Here is a 16,471-nt window from a genome sequence, read left to right on the forward strand (position 1 = left end):
CCAATAAATCTCAGTCCAATACGGATGCAAGTGTTTCCTTTAGCAGACTGACATTGACCGGCTTCGACAGGTGACCATTCATACCACTTGCGATTGAACGTTTTACGTCCTCGTCAAATGCATTTGCACTCATTGCAATGATCGGAAGTGTTTTTAAGTCTTCCCTGTCAATCTGCCTGATCGTGCGTGTTGCCTCTAGTCCATCCATTTCAGGCATCATAATATCCATCAGAATCAGATCATAATATCCTGGCGGTGTAGTGCGCACACCTTCCACTGCCTCTTTACCATTATATGCTTCCTCCACCTCAATGCCAAATGTTTCTAAAAGAGTACGCGCGATTTCCATATTCAGTGCGTTATCCTCCACTACAAGAACCCTTTTTCCGGTGAAATTCCTGGATAGATCAGGTGTTTTCTCTTGCAGCCGGCTCTTCTCCACTGGTTTTAACTGCAGTGTAAAATAAAATGTACTGCCTTTTCCCGGTGCACTTTGTAACTGTATCTGTGAATCCATCATATGAATAAGGCGGCTGCTGATCGCAAGTCCTAAACCGGTTCCCTGTATTCTCGCATTTTCAGATGTATCTGCCTGCTCAAAGCTCTGGAAGATCAGATGCTGCTTATCTTCCGCAATGCCGATTCCATCATCGCTGACCTCAAAATAAATCTCCGATAATTCTGCTGTCTTTTGCATTTCACGAACAGTCAGTTTCACATGACCACCCATATTGGAATATTTGACAGCATTTCCAAGCAGATTCACAAGTACCTGGTTGATCCGGAGTTCATCACAGATGAACCAGTCATTCTTTAGCTCAATATTCTGTGAAAACCGGATGTTTTTCTCTGCAATCTTCGATTCAAGCAAAGGCTCAAGTCCCCGTATCATTTTAGCTAAATCTGCCTGTTCTGACACAAGCTTCATTTTTCCGCTTTCGATCTTTGACATATCTAAAATATCATTCAATAATCCAAGCAGATAATTAGAAGAATTTTTAATTTTGTTCAGACAGTCAATACGTCGTTTTTCTTCCTGTCCATCTCTCAGAGCGATCTCTGCCATACCGATAATTCCGTTCATCGGTGTGCGGATCTCATGAGACATTCGTGCCAGGAAATCTGATTTTGCTTTTGCTGCAAGATCATGACGCTGCAGATTGATCTTATTTTGGATAATAGATCCTATTTCATTTAAATTCTTCCGGTCTTCCTCATTATCCAGTATTTTTTGATCAATACCCATAAACAGGATACTTCCTGCATAAGAACCATTGTCAGCCATATGATAGAGTACTCCATCCGTCCGGTCTGCAAATTTTCCCAGTGTCGGATCCCTTAAAACTTCTTCCGTAACCGGCAGTATCTCCTGCACTTTCTTATTTTCAATAAACTGCTGGTATTCTGAACCGGAACAACGACTGACTCCATCCCAGTTCTGAAAGTTTTCTGTATCTTTCCAGTTATATAACAGGCTGTTTACCAGATATTCCCTGTTAAAACTTGCAATGACAAGATTTGCAAGATTATATTTTTCTTTTAACTTCAATGAAAGAATATCAAGTATGACTGCAAGTTCTCCTTCTCTGTCACACAGATTGATCGCTATAGAGGAAAGGTTCATCTGTTTTAACCTGCCAACGGAAGCGATCTCCCGGAATGTGGCATCTGCCTGCATACTTTTTTCATTCTCCGAAAGTTCCTGATAAATCATAATGTCATAACGACTATGCTTTGCAGCTGCTAATGCCTTTCCTGCCTGCTGTTTACTGTCTTCTTCCCGATCATCTGCCATTACACGCGTAATACCGCATTTTAAATTCAATGTAAGCAATTTCTCATCTGTCAGTGCCGTAAAATCCTGCCGGACCTTTTCAATCATTGCTTTTACCTGTGATGTCTGCACATCAGGGAGCCATAGCAGCATCTGATCTGCACCTGCTCTTATATAGATGACATTTTTGAAATTCTGCTTACCACATTCTGTTACGAGCTCTCCGGCAAGCTGTTCTAATAAAATATCTCCAAAAATCAGTCCATACTGCTCATTCACTTTCGTGAAATGACGGATATCAATAATAGCAGTAACACCTTCCGGGCATTTTTCACGCGCTGTTCTCATTGCTTCCAGACCATATTCCAGACGGTAAAATAATGTGACCGGATCTAAAAGCTGTTTCTTTCTCTGTTCTTCTTCAAGAAGTTTTCTCTTTTGTATGTTGTGAATACAGCCAACTACACGCTCTGACTCCCCTGCTTCGTCCAGCATAACACTTCCGGACAGATTTACCCAGGTATAATCGTCTCTCGCCCTGTAACGCATCCGAAAATCAATATTGAGCTCATTTTTTGCATTGAGAACATGATACACAACACGTTCCCTGTCCTCCGGATAAATATATCCGTTATCTACCCACTCCGGATGTTTCACACAATCCCAGATACCATCAAAATTACCGCTGTTTACAACTTCTAATATTTTTTCTTTCTTACGATACGTGAAAAATATATCCTGTGAACTCTCAACTGCGATCCGGTATCTTTCTTTTTCTTCCAGAAGCTGTGTTTCCGTCTGCATCTGTTCATCGGTCAGATTTTCGATCACTCCATGTAATTCGTCAATTTCAAGAATATTTGAATTTTTAAAATCACGAATCCCGGTAACTCCGCCACGTACACTTTCCATCAGACGGTATACCGGCTTTGTAACATAACGGATCAGACAGTATACTAAAACTGCTGCAAACAGTGCACCGCTTATGATTGCCGTGATCATTTTAATATAGACTTTTCTTCCGATCCCATAAATAGAATCTTCTGTGACAAATCCACACAATACCCAGTCAGCATCATCATACGGCACATTATTACTGTAAAGTGATAACGGCTTTGTTACCACATAAATATCCTGTTTTCCCATCTGTGCCCCGGTGATTTTGCACAATTCATCTCCTGCATCTGCCTTAAATTCCAATGCATGATTATCTCTATATACAATATCATACAAAGCACCTTTTCCAACAACACTCTCATATTTTCCTTCTGCATTCTGGATCATAAGCGCATATCCGGCATTTAAATCACCATCCAGATCCCTGACAGAGAAATAATTCGAAAGATAGTTAAGACTGATCTCTACTCCTACCACCCCATAAACCGTTCCTTCATATAACAGCGGTACTGAATAAGTGATCATCTGATGGCCGTCCATATAATGATCTTCCAAAATAAATGTCTTTGCCCAGTATCCTAAATCCCTCATATTCACTTTGGTATTCCGGACTGCCTGCATATAAGGCCTGTAAAAAAAATTATCCGCATCACGGTTTCCATTTCCTGTAAAATGAAAATCTGTACTCCATGCACTGTCTAAAGAAATGGACAGATTATGGGACAACCTTTTATTTCCACGCTCCAATAAAAGGTCTGCATTGGACTCCGTTTTTGCCTGCGGATCAGAATCCCTCACAAAAAAGCCTCTGTATTCTGCTTCCTCATTCATGGGACTGTCATTTGCAAGAATCAGGAAAATACCGGAAGTCATATTATATTGGAGTTCATCTACCATGTCAGGAAATACTGTTTCTAAATACTGTTCCTGAATCTCTTTTGATTTCAGAAACTGCCCGACATCCGCATGATTATCATCAAGTACCTGTGACAGATCACTGTTTAATTCATCACTTTTCTTATAAACAGAGCGCCACTTCTCCACCATATCATTTTCAAGAACCACCTGTCTGTTCTCTACAATATGGTTTACAACACGTATATTATTCTCCTCCAGATTCGACTTTATCCCGCTGAAAACCAATGTAAGGAACGGCACGATCCCCTCAATCAGAACAATTCCCAGAATCGGTATCAAAAATATTTTTAATAAAGTCTTTTTCTTTTTCCCCATGCAATCCTTACCTGTCCGTCTCATTTGCTCAGTTTATTTCCACACTATTTTGCTGCAGCAGAAAGAGAACTGCAAAAATCATTGTACCAGTTTTCAAATGCCTCATCTGAAAGATATGATTCTAATACTTCATCCCTTGAGGTTCCCTCTGCAATAGCTGCATCGATTGCAGTTTTATCCTCAACTGCCTTATCAGACAAATTATAGTCTAAGATTTTTCTCGCATCATACCCCTTTCTGAAACTTTTCGGTGTATAAAATTTCTTCTGATCAAAATTCTCTAAGATGTATTTCAGACAATCATAAGACTTTTCATTGATCTCTATATTATTATCTTTGATAACCTTATCTAATGTTTCAACTTTATTTGCCTCTTTTAAAACCGGAAGATATGCCGAAGCACAGCCAAAACGGAGATTCTGCTCTTTCTCTGTAATCCATTTTAAAAATACACAGGATGCATATTCATGTGCATCATCTGACTTTGTAACAGCCATTCCTGCCCCCTGCTGCACCATATAATTTTCTCCATCCTGCATGATCGGCGCATCCTGAATAATGTAATCGATCGGATAACTCTCCTCTCCATTTTCTACATTATCCGGGAAATATACTGCCGAAGATGTAGCTCCGGTATATGCAAGAATATCTCCTGTTTTCACGTCATCTGAACGAAATTTTCCGTAAGATTCAAAATATCCCTTCACATATGGCACATAATAATCATCCCACAGACGACGCATAGATTCTTTATCTGTATTTAATGTTACCTCTCCATTTTTTACTTCAAAGATTTCTTTTCCCATCTGTTTCATTCCGATAATGAAATAATTAGACATGGAATCCCTGCCGTAAAATGCCTTTCCATCATCCGGAATATCCGGTGTCTTTGCATCTGTCCATTCATAATAGCGCTCAGCTACATCAACGACTCCTTCAATCGTCTTTAATTCATCCAATGAAGATCCTGTCTCTGCTGCAAACGGCTCCCAGTCCGTTTTATTGATCATCATGATTTCTGTTGATTTTGCAACCGGCAAAAGATACAGTGCACCATCGTCCTGAAAATATCCTTCTTCAATATAAGAGTCCACATAAGAAGATAATTCATCTTCACTGAAATACTGTGTCAGATCAACTAATTTACCCTCCTGCTGTGCATAATACGCCGTATCAGCATAGGACGAAAAAATATCCGGCAGATCGTCTGCACCCACTTCTCCTTTGATCGCACTCTGAACCGCCTGTTCTAAATCATAAACAGAACCCTGGCTGTATTCTTCCACATAAATTCCTTTTTCTTTTCCTACCGTTGCATTAAATTCTTCCACAAGCGTATCAAAAGTAGCCTGCTGTGCTCCGTTGTAATAATGCCAGACCGTAAGTGATACCGGATTGTCCGGATCTAACTTTACCTTTGCAGTCCCACTATTCTGCGACGTTCCACATCCTGCAAAAAACGGCATGGACAATGTGATCATTAGTACTGCAACGCTCCATCTTTTCATAACTTTCCTCTTTTCTTTCGTAAAGGCTCCATCTGCCCCTTCATTCATTCTTTTCGTCATTCTGCAGATGATATTACATCCTGTTCCTGCAGCATCTCGTAGGATTCAGAACCCTTTTCCTGCTCTACCGTCGACATAAAATATACTTCATCCTTTTGAAAATGATCTATCCATACAGATATAACATCAATTGGCACTTCCTGTAAATTTTCAATCTGTGCAGAAACCCCATCACTGACATATTCATATGTATTTTTTAAAGTTTTTCCATCTGCCGATATTTCAAAAATATAGGTTCTGTCTGCTCGAAAATATGCATTAATAACACCAAGCAGGTTCTGGATTGCTACATCCATATCCGGATCTGATGACAATTCTTTAACGCACTGATTTAACGTTGTAGATATAGGAAAGCATAGACACAAAAATCTTTTTCCGGATATTTTTTCGGAACTGTACCAATAATGACAGATCGATAAGCATTGACACTACCGGAAACAGAAGAGAAATCACAAATCCTGTATTCCTGTAATAAAAATTGTCTGCATCAAAATAACAATACAGAAAAGCATCGCTAAAAAGAAGTACCGCAGTAGACACTTGCATCAAAAGCAGCCACTTTCTCTTTTTCTTATCAAAATTATTACTTAAATACATACATAATGCTGTGATCAGGCAAAAAAAGACAGCCGCAGAAAAACAATTCTACCTGCGTTGACTGACTGTGAAACATTTTTCTTACTCCTTATCCTATTGTAAAAAGGAACAATGCACCTTCTTTCAAAGATACCCTGTTCCTATATTTTAGTATCCCATTAAAGGCTGTTATCCGGGTTCATTGTAACATACCTGATATTTCATAGCAATGCCAAACTACAGAGCAGCCAGTAAATAAGTCCCAGAACCCAGCTTGAAAAAATACCATACAAAATAACAGGTCCTGCGATTGTAAATATCTTACAGCCGATTCCAAAAACCTGTCCCTCTTTCTGAAATTCAATCGCCGGTGCTGCAACACCATTTGCAAACCCTGTGATCGGCACAAGTGCTCCTGCTCCTCCCCAGTTCGCAAGTGACGGATACAGATTCAGTCCGGTTAAGATCACAGATAATAAGATCAACAGGATGCTGCACCAGCTCCCTGACATTTCTTTATCAAGTCCTAAATTTTTACAGGTATTTAAGATCAGTTGTCCGATGCAGCAGATAATCCCCCCCATCACAAATGCTTTTGCCATATTCGCAGCAAGATTATGTTTGGGTGTTACTGATTCCACATACTCATTGTATGCCTGATCCCTTACCTTTTTATCTGCACCGGCTGATACTTTAGATAAGTTTTTCTGCTTCTCCATGTTTTTCCCTCCCGTAAAATAATCTGAATTTTACCGGATTAGTATGACACGGTAGTCTGTTTTTTATGCGGATCACGCACTTCTTTCCGCTAAAGGTAATGCATCCTCCGCCAGTAGGAACCATCTGCTCTTGGTCTTGATGATCTCCCGCTGAACATTTGTAACCTTCACAGGTACAAGCTCACTGATACCAAAATTAACCATATCATTTCTCATCCCTTCCATCTCCATTACCTCCTGTAATCGAAAAACAAACCACCAGTTTCATCCAGCATTGAGAGAAATAAGGCTATGCCTTATCCCTCAAAAATATCGGCAAAAATGTCGACAAGCACATGACCTAACACTCGGAAATCAAAATCCTCCATCACTTATCACCTCCTCACAGTCAAAACATTCCTGGCAGCTGCTACTCATCAGCACTGGCAACAGCTTCAACCAGAATATCGACTACAGCGTAACCGATAACCTTAAAAAGCTCTTCCATACTATCACCTCCCTGCGAATCTGTTCTTTTTCCCCTTGACTGAGTTTATTATAACTCTTCATATGGCAATAAACAACGGAATCATTTCTTCATCAAACTGTTACGAAATTAGCTTGTATAATTGTATTTTTTTCAAAAAAATGTTACGATGATAGGAACAATAAGAGTTTTTATATAAAAAGGGAGATGGTACTATATGGGATTTACTGCTATAAATGATGCGCAAAAAATAAGAATTTCTTTTAGCGATAAAGCTATATTTACGATAGAAGACGATATGACTGTGTTTGGTGTTACATCCATGACAGCTTTCATCAATACCGTTATAACAAATTTCCATGATGAAGCAGCTTCATCCATATTTACCTATTTGGAAAAATACCGCTCAAAACTTACCGGATGTCTGAAAGATTCCAAATCTGGCTTTCCTGAAATTGAACTCAATAAAGTCATCGATATACTTGTTGCCCAAAAGGAAACTGAGCTTAAATGCCACATCGAAAAATTCAAAAAAAATAAGGCTCACTCGAAACTGTATTATATTAATGATGAAAATGCAGATTTTTTATTCGGAGATGAATGTATGGAAGCAGTTCCATATGGTGATCGTTCAGGGTTGTATATAAAATGCCTGATTGAAGAGTACGCATCTCTTCCATTTATAAAAAGAGAACAGATTTTTAGAAAAGATATTTATGACCAGATAAATATTGCATGTGAAAACAATTACATCTTAGATGTTATTGTTTCCATTAATGACACAAAACAGACTTTTTGTGTCTATCCTTATAAAATCGTTGCAGATCCAATGTCCACACAAGACTATCTGGTCTGCTATTCAAGAAAAAAAGAATACAGCGAAAAGAATAAAGTCATTGCTTCATTTTCCATGTCGAGAATTAATATCTCACGGCTTTCCAGAAGCCGCACTTTTCATCTGAACCAAAAAGAGATAAAGGACATTGAAGATAAACTGGCTAAATATTCACCTGCCTATCTGCTTGGTGAAGGGGAAGAAATACATGTAAAACTAACCGAAAAAGGAACGCAGACTTTCTTAAAAAAACTTCACTCACGGCCTGTAAAAAATGAAGAAAAATCCACGGAATACGAGTATGTATTCGACTGTTCTGAACTCCAGGCATATAATTACTTCTTTTCCTTTGGAGCCGATGCCGAAATTCTTTCTCCTCCATCCCTAAGACAAAAGTTCGCAGATTCCTATGCAGCGGCTTCAAAGCTCTATCAAGCAAAATAACTGCTTTCTTACTTACACAATCTCAAACATTCCAAACCCCTGGGAGTTTTTTGCTCCCAGCCCCGTCTGATACAAAAAATCCAGATATCTGCGTTCACCTGCTAAATTCAGCTGTACAAACCATGCTGTCACATAGCTGTTCTGATATCTTGTGACGATCTTTCTGGTTTTTACTCCTTCATTTTTTGAAATGTCCAGTGGTTTATACGGCGCAATTCCATAATATGCCTGATATTTACGATAAAAATTGTCATTGAGCCTGCCATAAAATTCTGCTTCATCCGGATCATAATAATATGTTTTTCCAGTAACAGGATCCGTTGCATAAACTGTTACCGGAGACTTCATCCGGATCACAAGTTCTGACTCTTCCACTGTATAATCAAATAGTTCCAGTTCCACATCACGATACAGTGTTTTTCCAAATGTGATCCCATAATAATGAAAACTGTCTGCCATGAGCCTTATCAATAGTGGCTCCGGGCTTCTTACCTCAAAAGATACCTGTGAATCAAAAATGATTTTCCGGGCTTTGATCTGATAGGAGCCATTTAACTGTCCAAACTGAAACATCTTATACTGACGACCACCTCTGTTGTACCCGCAATCATGAACAAAATCACCAAAATCCGGCACAATAGAGATTGCCCGGTAAATAACCGACTGTAAAATATGATTATAATTGATCGGCAATACAAGTGGTCTGTCAAGCCGGATATGTACTAATAACTGCATAATTATCCTATTCTGCCTGCTGGCCGTGTACCATACTTTCCGTTTCTTCCATTATTTTTATAACTATTCTTTTTCACTGGTTTGTCATTATACGGCAGCGAAAAATCCTGGTCGAGAATCTGTGGTAATGCTTCACTTATTTTCATACTCTCACGATTTCTTGCCATTCCACCTGTTACCGATGTATGGTTATTCGTAAACCATTTATACCCTTCATCTAACAGCTTACCTTTTTGTTCATTTTCTTTCGGATAAGTGATCTCCACATCAGCAGGAACAGTTTTTAATCCTGCGATCTTATAAAACTCTTTTTTTACCGTATTGCTGAAGCCAACACTTTCATATGTAATATCATCAAACTGGTCTGCTTCATCCAGTATATATTTTATTTTTCCGTCATCCACTGTTATCCTGCGCTCTGTCACTCTGTCAACGGAACACATAATGCTTCCCATTCCAAGCGGCTTTGCTCCACCAAGTTTCAGCCCAAGTCCCTCCGTACCACTGTTTAAGATCCAGATCAGCTGATCTAACTGCTTCTGCGAGATTGATTCAAAATATAGTTTTCCTGAAAATTCAATTCCCTCTTTTACCATCCGCACCGTTTTATTCAGATTTACAGGCACTATATTTTTTGGCAGATTGACCTTCTGGTGATGCCAGTAAAACTTACGTCCCCGCAGTTCACCCGGATAAACGTTAAGCTTCTGATCTGCATAGTAATAATCGTATGTCCAGAATTGTGCCCCTGCTGGTCTTTTCAGATAAAAATCTACATTTCCAAGCTTAGGCTCTCCTAAATTCTGCAAAGTGATCCGGGAATTGAGATAGTATTCTTTCACATCCAATTTTTCTCTGACATACATATCTGAAAATCTCACTTTAGAACCCTTGCAATTTTCATTATTTTTTCTCACATATCCGAAAAGATCACATGCAGGACATACCTCTTCCTTACATGGTGAAAACGAACCTGCAAGTGTCTCAATGTTATGATCTGATATTTCCTTGGAAAATACTGCAGGAGCTAAATACAGAATTCCATTCCCCAGTTTTGAATAGCAGACAGGAAAATACCCTTCTCCTTTTTCCTTCAAAAAAAGCTGCAGATCCTGCTTGTATTCCTGATATGCCTTCTCATTCAAAGAAGATACATTTGGCTGCGACAGATATGACTCTATCACTGGAAGCAGTTTTCTTTCGATCACATCCTTCGATAACGATCTTTCTTCCGGACTCTGTGCGTTTTTACCGGCAAAAATATGATACCGCTTCTTTCTGCAGCCCATTCCCCATTTGATCAGACAGCCGCTGCCGTTAAAATCTCCGTCCTTTGAAAAGCTGTAATATTTTATCAATCCACCCGGTCTTATCCTATTAAAATATACTATCGTTCCATTACTGTATCTTTCAGACACGTCTTCTTTTTCTCCACAAGCCATTTCGATACGATAAGAATCTGCATTTAATAGTTCAAGTTTTCCATTGATCGTACGGTGGATCAAAGCAGGCTTAAACTGTCCCATCGTTCTTTTTACCGGATACGCATCTACATTTAATATTCCCATACAAGAATCCGTCAATGTCTCATATACCTGCCTTACAACACCGCGGATCTCACTTCCCGGTATTACCGGAACATGGTACTCGTTATCATATGTGCGATCTGTCTCAAGCTCCGTATAAGAAAAGAAGTCATAAGATTTATGATCCTTTACCTCGGATTCCTTAAAAGCGTGATCCGAACTTGAATTTGGAATAAACAATGGTGTTTTGGTTGTAACCGTATATTCTATCACGCCAGTATGGATGTCCGTATCTTCATATGCTTTCGCTTTTTCCTTTGGAAAACGGATAAAATTATATGGATTTACAAATCCCCTCATACTTATCTCACCTCTTTCAGCCTATAATTATTTATAGTCATAAGATCGTTTTCATCATAAGATATATAATTTACAATCTCCACATAATCCTTACTCTCATCCGGTGATTCCTGCCCCTTTGTAAGCGTGATTATTTTTCCCTCTGTGTATGTATCCGAATGAACATTTTTTTCATCCCGGTCACAATAACTGATGATTTTATCATCCACACACAATTCGATATCTCCGCGCGCTGATCTGATAAACCGGTATTCTTTGTACTCATCAAACAAATGCAGTTCTAAGAGTCCCTTTTGCATCTCTTCTGCAGATGGAAGACGGTCGCGGTCATATGGTTCATAAACAACCCGCCCTGTATAAAGAGCATACATTATCCCATGCTCCGGTGCTTTTGCTAAATTCATGCTCTCATACCTCCATCTGGACTCATATTTTTAAAAATATCTGCGATATATCCATCCTCTTTTCCTGCTTCACCATTGATCAGAACCGGACCATTTACGCAAAATATGCCACGCCCGATAGAGGTAAGACCACCAACTGCCAGAAAACCATTTTGCAGATCTTTGACGGCAAGCATTAAAATACCCATGATCCATCTGGCATCTGCCGGATTTTCTTTGATACGGACAGACATCTTAAGTGTAAGGTCTCCATCAACATAAGTTCTGTCTGTATATAATGCTCCTTTTTTGACTGCTCCTTCAAAACGGCTTACTCCTGTCCTTGTCATCGTAAGCGGTCTGGCATGCCAAATAACCGCTTCATTGATAATGATATTAGATGCGCATGCTTCTTTTTTATCCACGAAACCGAACGCATAGTCCATGATACCTGCGATATTTAACGGCATTTTTGTACCATTTTTTTCTAACTCCCATAAAATTTCTTTTACCCTGTGCCGTATCGCTCCTGCAAAACTTGTTCCCGGTATGACCGGCATACCATGATCTGTCAGATGTACATAATCCGGTTCTCCCTTTCTGGCAGCATACTGACGGATACTGATTCCTCCTTTCATACGCAGAGGAATTTCAATTTTTATCGTCTTTGCATATAGAGGATCAACAGACATTTTATATTCTTCAATCTCATTTTGGACATCAAGCCATGTCTTATCATCATAAGCCTGTGCATATTCCAGATAGTTTGTTTTATCATAGCATCTGCTGTTTACAACTGTTACTTCAAATGTACCAAACCCTCTGGTCTTTTTATTTCCAAGACGGATCTCTGATTGATCGATTCCATAAATAAAAGCTTTTATCCCACCTGCCATTTCAGGCTCGTCATCCGCTTCGCGAATTACAAGTTCTATAAAAAAATATGCCTCCGCTCCGGTCTCCAATATCTCTGTATCATATTTACTCTCCGTTTTCGAAGTCTTATTATCGTTTAACGAAACACCATCGCGAACGGAAAACGCGACTGTTTTTTCGTCAAAAACCATATCTGATATATAGACAGAACTCATCCTGCCATTTCCATCCGCACTTAAATACCCCATCATACACGGAGAGTCTTTTTCCTTTTCCAGATATGCCCTCATAGCACCTGCAACAGAACTTCCTGCGACAAACGGTCTTCCATCTGCATCTTTTAAAACATCTGAATCCGTCCACTTTTCTTCTCCTGACGAAACACAAAGCGGAGCGGTAAACCGGACTTGTATTCTTAGAACTTTTCTTTTTAAAATCCTATTACTCATGCATCCTGCTCCTTTTGCAATATCTTTACACAGTATTTCAGATCTATGATGTAACTGCGATACATAAACCTGTACTTCTCATTATCATCCATGTCACTGTGGAACTCTATTCCATAGTTCTTTTGGATTTCCCGTTCTGTTTCAGCTGCAATACTCTTCGGATCTGCTTTTTCCAGAATCTTAATGCAAATGTTCTTTTTCTTTTCATCTTCAATCTGTCTGATCTGTTCTGACATGGCTTCGTATGATTTTTCTGTCCGGAAAAGTACCCTGATCTTTGCCACAGCTGCATTCAATACCGACAAATTTATGCCGGATTCATTTTTGATATCACTGGTAAATTCCCCAGCTTTCTCACGGATATTTTTTTCCGCTTTTTTTTCAAAATCATCCTGCAGCAGTGTATAAATAATTCCCGTTTTACCATCCAATTTCCGATGATCTGCTTCATCAGAATACTTCGATATATATATCTTTCCTTCCGAAGCGGATTTTCCTCTCAAAAACTTTTCTGCAATAATCTCACCATAACCTTCTGTGGTGCGTTCACCAATAAAACAGTTCTTTAACAGCTGAATGTCAAATCCACACTCAGAATGAAGGATAAACGAACTACCTTTCCCGATCGCATAAAAGACAGGTTTGCGACGCTTCCAGGTAACATTAAATCCACCGACCGTATCAAACTTAAAAAAAGGATTCCTGATCTCAAGATCTGATACCGAAAGTATATCTTCCAAATACTGTTTTAAGACCTCTGGCTCTGCTGTCAGGATTCCCTGCTTATTATATAAAACCAGATCAGACAATACCGTTATGACGGCATCCTTTACCGTATCCTGCGGATTTTTATCGCAAACTTCTTCCAAGCTGTCTAATGTAAAGTCAACGTCTCCAAACTCACCGGACTTTCCATATCCCATACGGACATGTTTCAAAGTTCCGACAGCTTCAATGATCTTTTCTGCAACCTCTCTTCCAGCATAAATAAAGCCTCCGAACGACTGTCCCTCACTGATGCCTGCCAGCTGATAAAAACTTGATCCATCCTCATTTCCGGTTGCCCTTCCGATTGATTTATCCTCCGGTCTCTGATGATGGTAGCTGATCTCTGTATCAACCGTCATAACCTTTTTATCATCTGCTATATAATCAATTCCGGAAGATGTCATCTGACGGCTGCCACAATCCGGCTCATACAACAGATCAAATATCATCATCTTTCCGTCTGCATCATAGGACTGATCTTTTTCCTTCTGCCAGGATGCACGCCCCGGTATACATCTGGTCTGACCGCACTTAATGTAAGCATTTGAAACTACCATATTTTCTTTTGACATCATCTCGCGATATGCAGTCTGTCCCATCGCACCTGCGATCAGTCCCAATACTTTGCTTCCCGCAATGTAATCTTCTGTTTCTGCCTGATTACCGTTTTCCGTTTTACATATCAGCGTAGAGTTTAAATGGATCGTGTAAGAGATTTTATTTCTGTCATAAAACTGCTTTGAAGGAAACATCACATGTTTACATTCCTGCTCATCTCCATCTTCCAAACGCATGGTAACGAGCCCGAGTCCCCTTGTTCTTGCCATACCAATATGTTTTACCAAAGAAACTGCACTTTTCAAAATTTCCTCATCTTCCCTGTTTTCCATTCCGCAATCCGCTTCAAAAACAAGTCCTTTCCGTACCACTCGTATTGTCCGCAGCGAATTTTCATCCGCTACACCGGTTCTCTGGTCAACTGCTGTCTGCGTCCTTGTATATGCATACTGTGCAAGCACATTCTGAGGTGCCGTAAGCTCGCTTTCAAATGCTTCCAGATCCTCTACCGTCTTTTTATAATCCCTGATATATGCATTCGAGAGCCAGAACTCACAAGACTGATAACCTGCCTCCCCAAAAATCCTTGTATACTGTGATTTTTCCATGATTCCCATCTCACACATTTCAAGTGCAGCCTCTCTGATGCATCCTTTGATCCTCTTTGCCGGAATATAGGGAATACCATATTTATCATAAACAACATCCGTATCCACAAGACTATTATAAGTCTCTCCCGCCGTTGTTGACAGATCACTTAAAAGCCTGATCGTTATCTTCATTTTCATTCCCTCCTTCCATGACAAGATCCATAACCTCTAACACATCATACCAGACCGGATATTGATCTATATTGGCGCGGTAACTGCCGTACCCCCTTGATTCCAGAAAAGAAACATATTCATCCATAGCATTCTTTCCCATCGTGATCACATCACGCAGCTGCTTTGCCTTGCTTCTTGGCATGGACAATATCTGCCCCTTCCATTCATCAAAACGGCAGATACTGTATCGCTGGTTCTTCTGATTCAGTCTGTACCGGTCATTCTTTGCCGGTACATAATACGGACGTGCCATAAATGATCCGGCATCAGAACAATACTGTCTGTCTCTGTAAGCAGATAGATTGGCAGCTCTTATGTTTGAACACATCTGATAATCAAAAAAATTGCCAATTTCATCATCTACGCCATGGTTTTCTTTCTGTTTCGCTCTTTTCTTTGCACTGCCGCAGCATTCTTCCGCAACCTGATAAGCATCTGAAAATGGAAAATGGCTGTTGAAAAAAGCGATACCTCCACACGCACTGTATTCGCTGTCATTACCGATATTCCCAAGAAAATACCGGACTGCCGGTATTGCCAGCTTCGGATTGCAGACAAATGTAATGTCATCTCCAGCAACAATGATCTCCCGGTAAAGCTTGTGCTGCGTTTTTTTAACCTCCGGCGACAAACGCTCCATATATTCTGTCATTTTATCGAACGTATGACGGAATGTATCTGCGATCTCTTTCGACAGACTCCGCATTGTCAAAATTGCTTCTCCATAGTATTCGATAACTTTGTGTTTTTTACCTTCCCCTCCCATGATTTTTTTTATACGTTTTCCCATACTGTTTCCATCAATATGGCATACTGCAAGCAGCGAATTATCCCCTTTTCCGGTCACCATATCGTCAAACACCTTTTCACGCTCGTCTTTCGGGAATGCCTGACGTTTTAATTTTGATTCCGTACAGTAATATTTATTATTTTCCATGTAAGTTATGGGATATCCGGTAATAGAATCGACTGCCATAAACGGCATTGCACCAACCGGCTGTGCAAGCGGCATGTATGCTTTGATACGCCGCATTTCATCATTGATATGATTATAATCCTTGTTATAAGACTCCGTCTTTTCGATGACGGCAACTGCAAGATTTAAAGAATAAGTTTCATCCAGAACATGCTTTGCAAGAAAACGGTTTACCTTCTGACAGACCGCGCCATGCCGGAATAAGACATATGCATTGCCTCCCCCGATAAACATGACCTGCATCTCTATGGACAAATCTTTCAGAAATGCCGTCGGATCATCGTTATGCCAGTCTGTCATATAGTGGGATTGTTCTGCAGTATCTAACTCTTTTTTGTATTTTTCCAGTCCATCCGTAATAATGTTTGCAACCAGTACAGATGCCCCAATGATTTCTTTTGCCTTATTTGTCTTAAAAATATAAGACTGTATTCCCCTGACATCATACATTGCCAATACTTCTTTATCTAATAGTTCTTCCCTCATACATTCTCCTTTTGTATC

General features: G+C 39.7%; 12 protein-coding genes. 1 reads left to right on the plus strand and 11 read right to left on the minus strand.

The window, feature by feature from the left end; translation table 11 throughout:
- Positions 1-10: 10 nt before the first annotated feature.
- The 5 genes from H8S51_RS13665 to H8S51_RS13685 all read right to left on the minus strand — a co-directional run bounded on the left by H8S51_RS13665 (position 11) and on the right by H8S51_RS13685 (position 6,992).
- Positions 11-3,904, minus strand: a complete 3,894-nt coding sequence (locus H8S51_RS13665; protein ID WP_186899414.1) for a response regulator — start codon at positions 3,902-3,904, stop codon at positions 11-13.
- Between the two features lie 44 nt (positions 3,905-3,948).
- Positions 3,949-5,412, minus strand: coding sequence for an extracellular solute-binding protein (locus tag H8S51_RS13670; RefSeq protein WP_186899415.1), 1,464 nt, complete (start codon positions 5,410-5,412; stop codon positions 3,949-3,951).
- Positions 5,413-5,468: 56 nt separating this feature from the next.
- Entirely contained in the window at positions 5,469-5,768 is a 300-nt protein-coding gene (locus H8S51_RS13675; protein ID WP_118209405.1) for a hypothetical protein, read from the minus strand.
- Between the two features lie 501 nt (positions 5,769-6,269).
- Complete coding sequence (locus tag H8S51_RS13680) at positions 6,270-6,767, minus strand: SpoVA/SpoVAEb family sporulation membrane protein (RefSeq protein WP_117922360.1); 498 nt, start codon at positions 6,765-6,767, stop codon at positions 6,270-6,272.
- 72 nt (positions 6,768-6,839) lie between these two features.
- Positions 6,840-6,992 carry a hypothetical protein gene (locus H8S51_RS13685; RefSeq protein WP_158576215.1) on the minus strand — a complete coding sequence of 51 codons (153 nt, stop codon included), beginning with the start codon at positions 6,990-6,992 and terminating at the stop codon, positions 6,840-6,842.
- A 458-nt stretch (positions 6,993-7,450) separates the two neighbouring features.
- Between H8S51_RS13685 and H8S51_RS13690 the strand changes: the two genes are divergently transcribed.
- A complete protein-coding gene (locus H8S51_RS13690; RefSeq protein WP_186899416.1) occupies positions 7,451-8,512 on the plus strand; it encodes a WYL domain-containing protein in 1,062 nt (353 codons plus the stop codon).
- 12 nt (positions 8,513-8,524) lie between these two features.
- Here the strand turns inward: H8S51_RS13690 and cas6 are convergent, their stop codons facing one another.
- From cas6 to H8S51_RS13720, 6 genes are read right to left on the minus strand one after another with little or no spacing between them, the layout of a single operon-like run.
- On the minus strand, positions 8,525-9,247 hold the full coding sequence (gene cas6, locus H8S51_RS13695) for a CRISPR-associated endoribonuclease Cas6 (protein ID WP_118209449.1): 723 nt from the start codon (positions 9,245-9,247) through the stop codon (positions 8,525-8,527).
- 2 nt (positions 9,248-9,249) lie between these two features.
- Entirely contained in the window at positions 9,250-11,133 is a 1,884-nt protein-coding gene (locus tag H8S51_RS13700) for a TIGR03986 family type III CRISPR-associated RAMP protein (protein WP_186899417.1), read from the minus strand.
- Positions 11,134-11,135: 2 nt separating this feature from the next.
- On the minus strand, positions 11,136-11,537 hold the full coding sequence (locus H8S51_RS13705; RefSeq protein WP_117922356.1) for a hypothetical protein: 402 nt from the start codon (positions 11,535-11,537) through the stop codon (positions 11,136-11,138).
- Complete coding sequence (locus tag H8S51_RS13710; RefSeq protein WP_117922355.1) at positions 11,534-12,841, minus strand: RAMP superfamily CRISPR-associated protein; 1,308 nt, start codon at positions 12,839-12,841, stop codon at positions 11,534-11,536. Before H8S51_RS13710 ends, H8S51_RS13705 begins: the two co-directional genes overlap by 4 nt.
- A complete protein-coding gene (locus H8S51_RS13715) occupies positions 12,838-14,949 on the minus strand; it encodes an RAMP superfamily CRISPR-associated protein (protein ID WP_158576216.1) in 2,112 nt (703 codons plus the stop codon). The genes H8S51_RS13710 and H8S51_RS13715 overlap by 4 nt, the downstream gene beginning before the upstream one ends.
- Positions 14,921-16,453, minus strand: a complete 1,533-nt coding sequence (locus H8S51_RS13720) for a hypothetical protein (protein WP_186899418.1) — start codon at positions 16,451-16,453, stop codon at positions 14,921-14,923. Before H8S51_RS13720 ends, H8S51_RS13715 begins: the two co-directional genes overlap by 29 nt.
- Positions 16,454-16,471 lie beyond the last annotated feature (18 nt).

It is taken from the genome of Roseburia rectibacter, assembly GCF_014287515.2.
GTDB lineage: Bacteria > Bacillota > Clostridia > Lachnospirales > Lachnospiraceae > Roseburia > Roseburia rectibacter.

Bases quoted from the DNA above. Each gene is read 5' to 3' on its own strand.
- H8S51_RS13665 (WP_186899414.1), bottom strand. From the start codon at position 3,904: ATGGGGAAAAAGAAAAAGACTTTATTAAAAATATTTTTGATACCGATT.
- H8S51_RS13670 (WP_186899415.1), bottom strand. From the start codon at position 5,412: ATGAAAAGATGGAGCGTTGCAGTACTAATGATCACATTGTCCATGCCG.
- H8S51_RS13675 (WP_118209405.1), bottom strand. From the start codon at position 5,768: ATGGATGTAGCAATCCAGAACCTGCTTGGTGTTATTAATGCATATTTT.
- H8S51_RS13680 (WP_117922360.1), bottom strand. From the start codon at position 6,767: ATGGAGAAGCAGAAAAACTTATCTAAAGTATCAGCCGGTGCAGATAAA.
- H8S51_RS13685 (WP_158576215.1), bottom strand. From the start codon at position 6,992: ATGGAAGGGATGAGAAATGATATGGTTAATTTTGGTATCAGTGAGCTT.
- H8S51_RS13690 (WP_186899416.1), top strand. From the start codon at position 7,451: ATGGGATTTACTGCTATAAATGATGCGCAAAAAATAAGAATTTCTTTT.
- cas6 (WP_118209449.1), bottom strand. From the start codon at position 9,247: ATGCAGTTATTAGTACATATCCGGCTTGACAGACCACTTGTATTGCCG.
- H8S51_RS13700 (WP_186899417.1), bottom strand. From the start codon at position 11,133: ATGAGGGGATTTGTAAATCCATATAATTTTATCCGTTTTCCAAAGGAA.
- H8S51_RS13705 (WP_117922356.1), bottom strand. From the start codon at position 11,537: ATGAATTTAGCAAAAGCACCGGAGCATGGGATAATGTATGCTCTTTAT.
- H8S51_RS13710 (WP_117922355.1), bottom strand. From the start codon at position 12,841: ATGAGTAATAGGATTTTAAAAAGAAAAGTTCTAAGAATACAAGTCCGG.
- H8S51_RS13715 (WP_158576216.1), bottom strand. From the start codon at position 14,949: ATGAAGATAACGATCAGGCTTTTAAGTGATCTGTCAACAACGGCGGGA.
- H8S51_RS13720 (WP_186899418.1), bottom strand. From the start codon at position 16,453: ATGAGGGAAGAACTATTAGATAAAGAAGTATTGGCAATGTATGATGTC.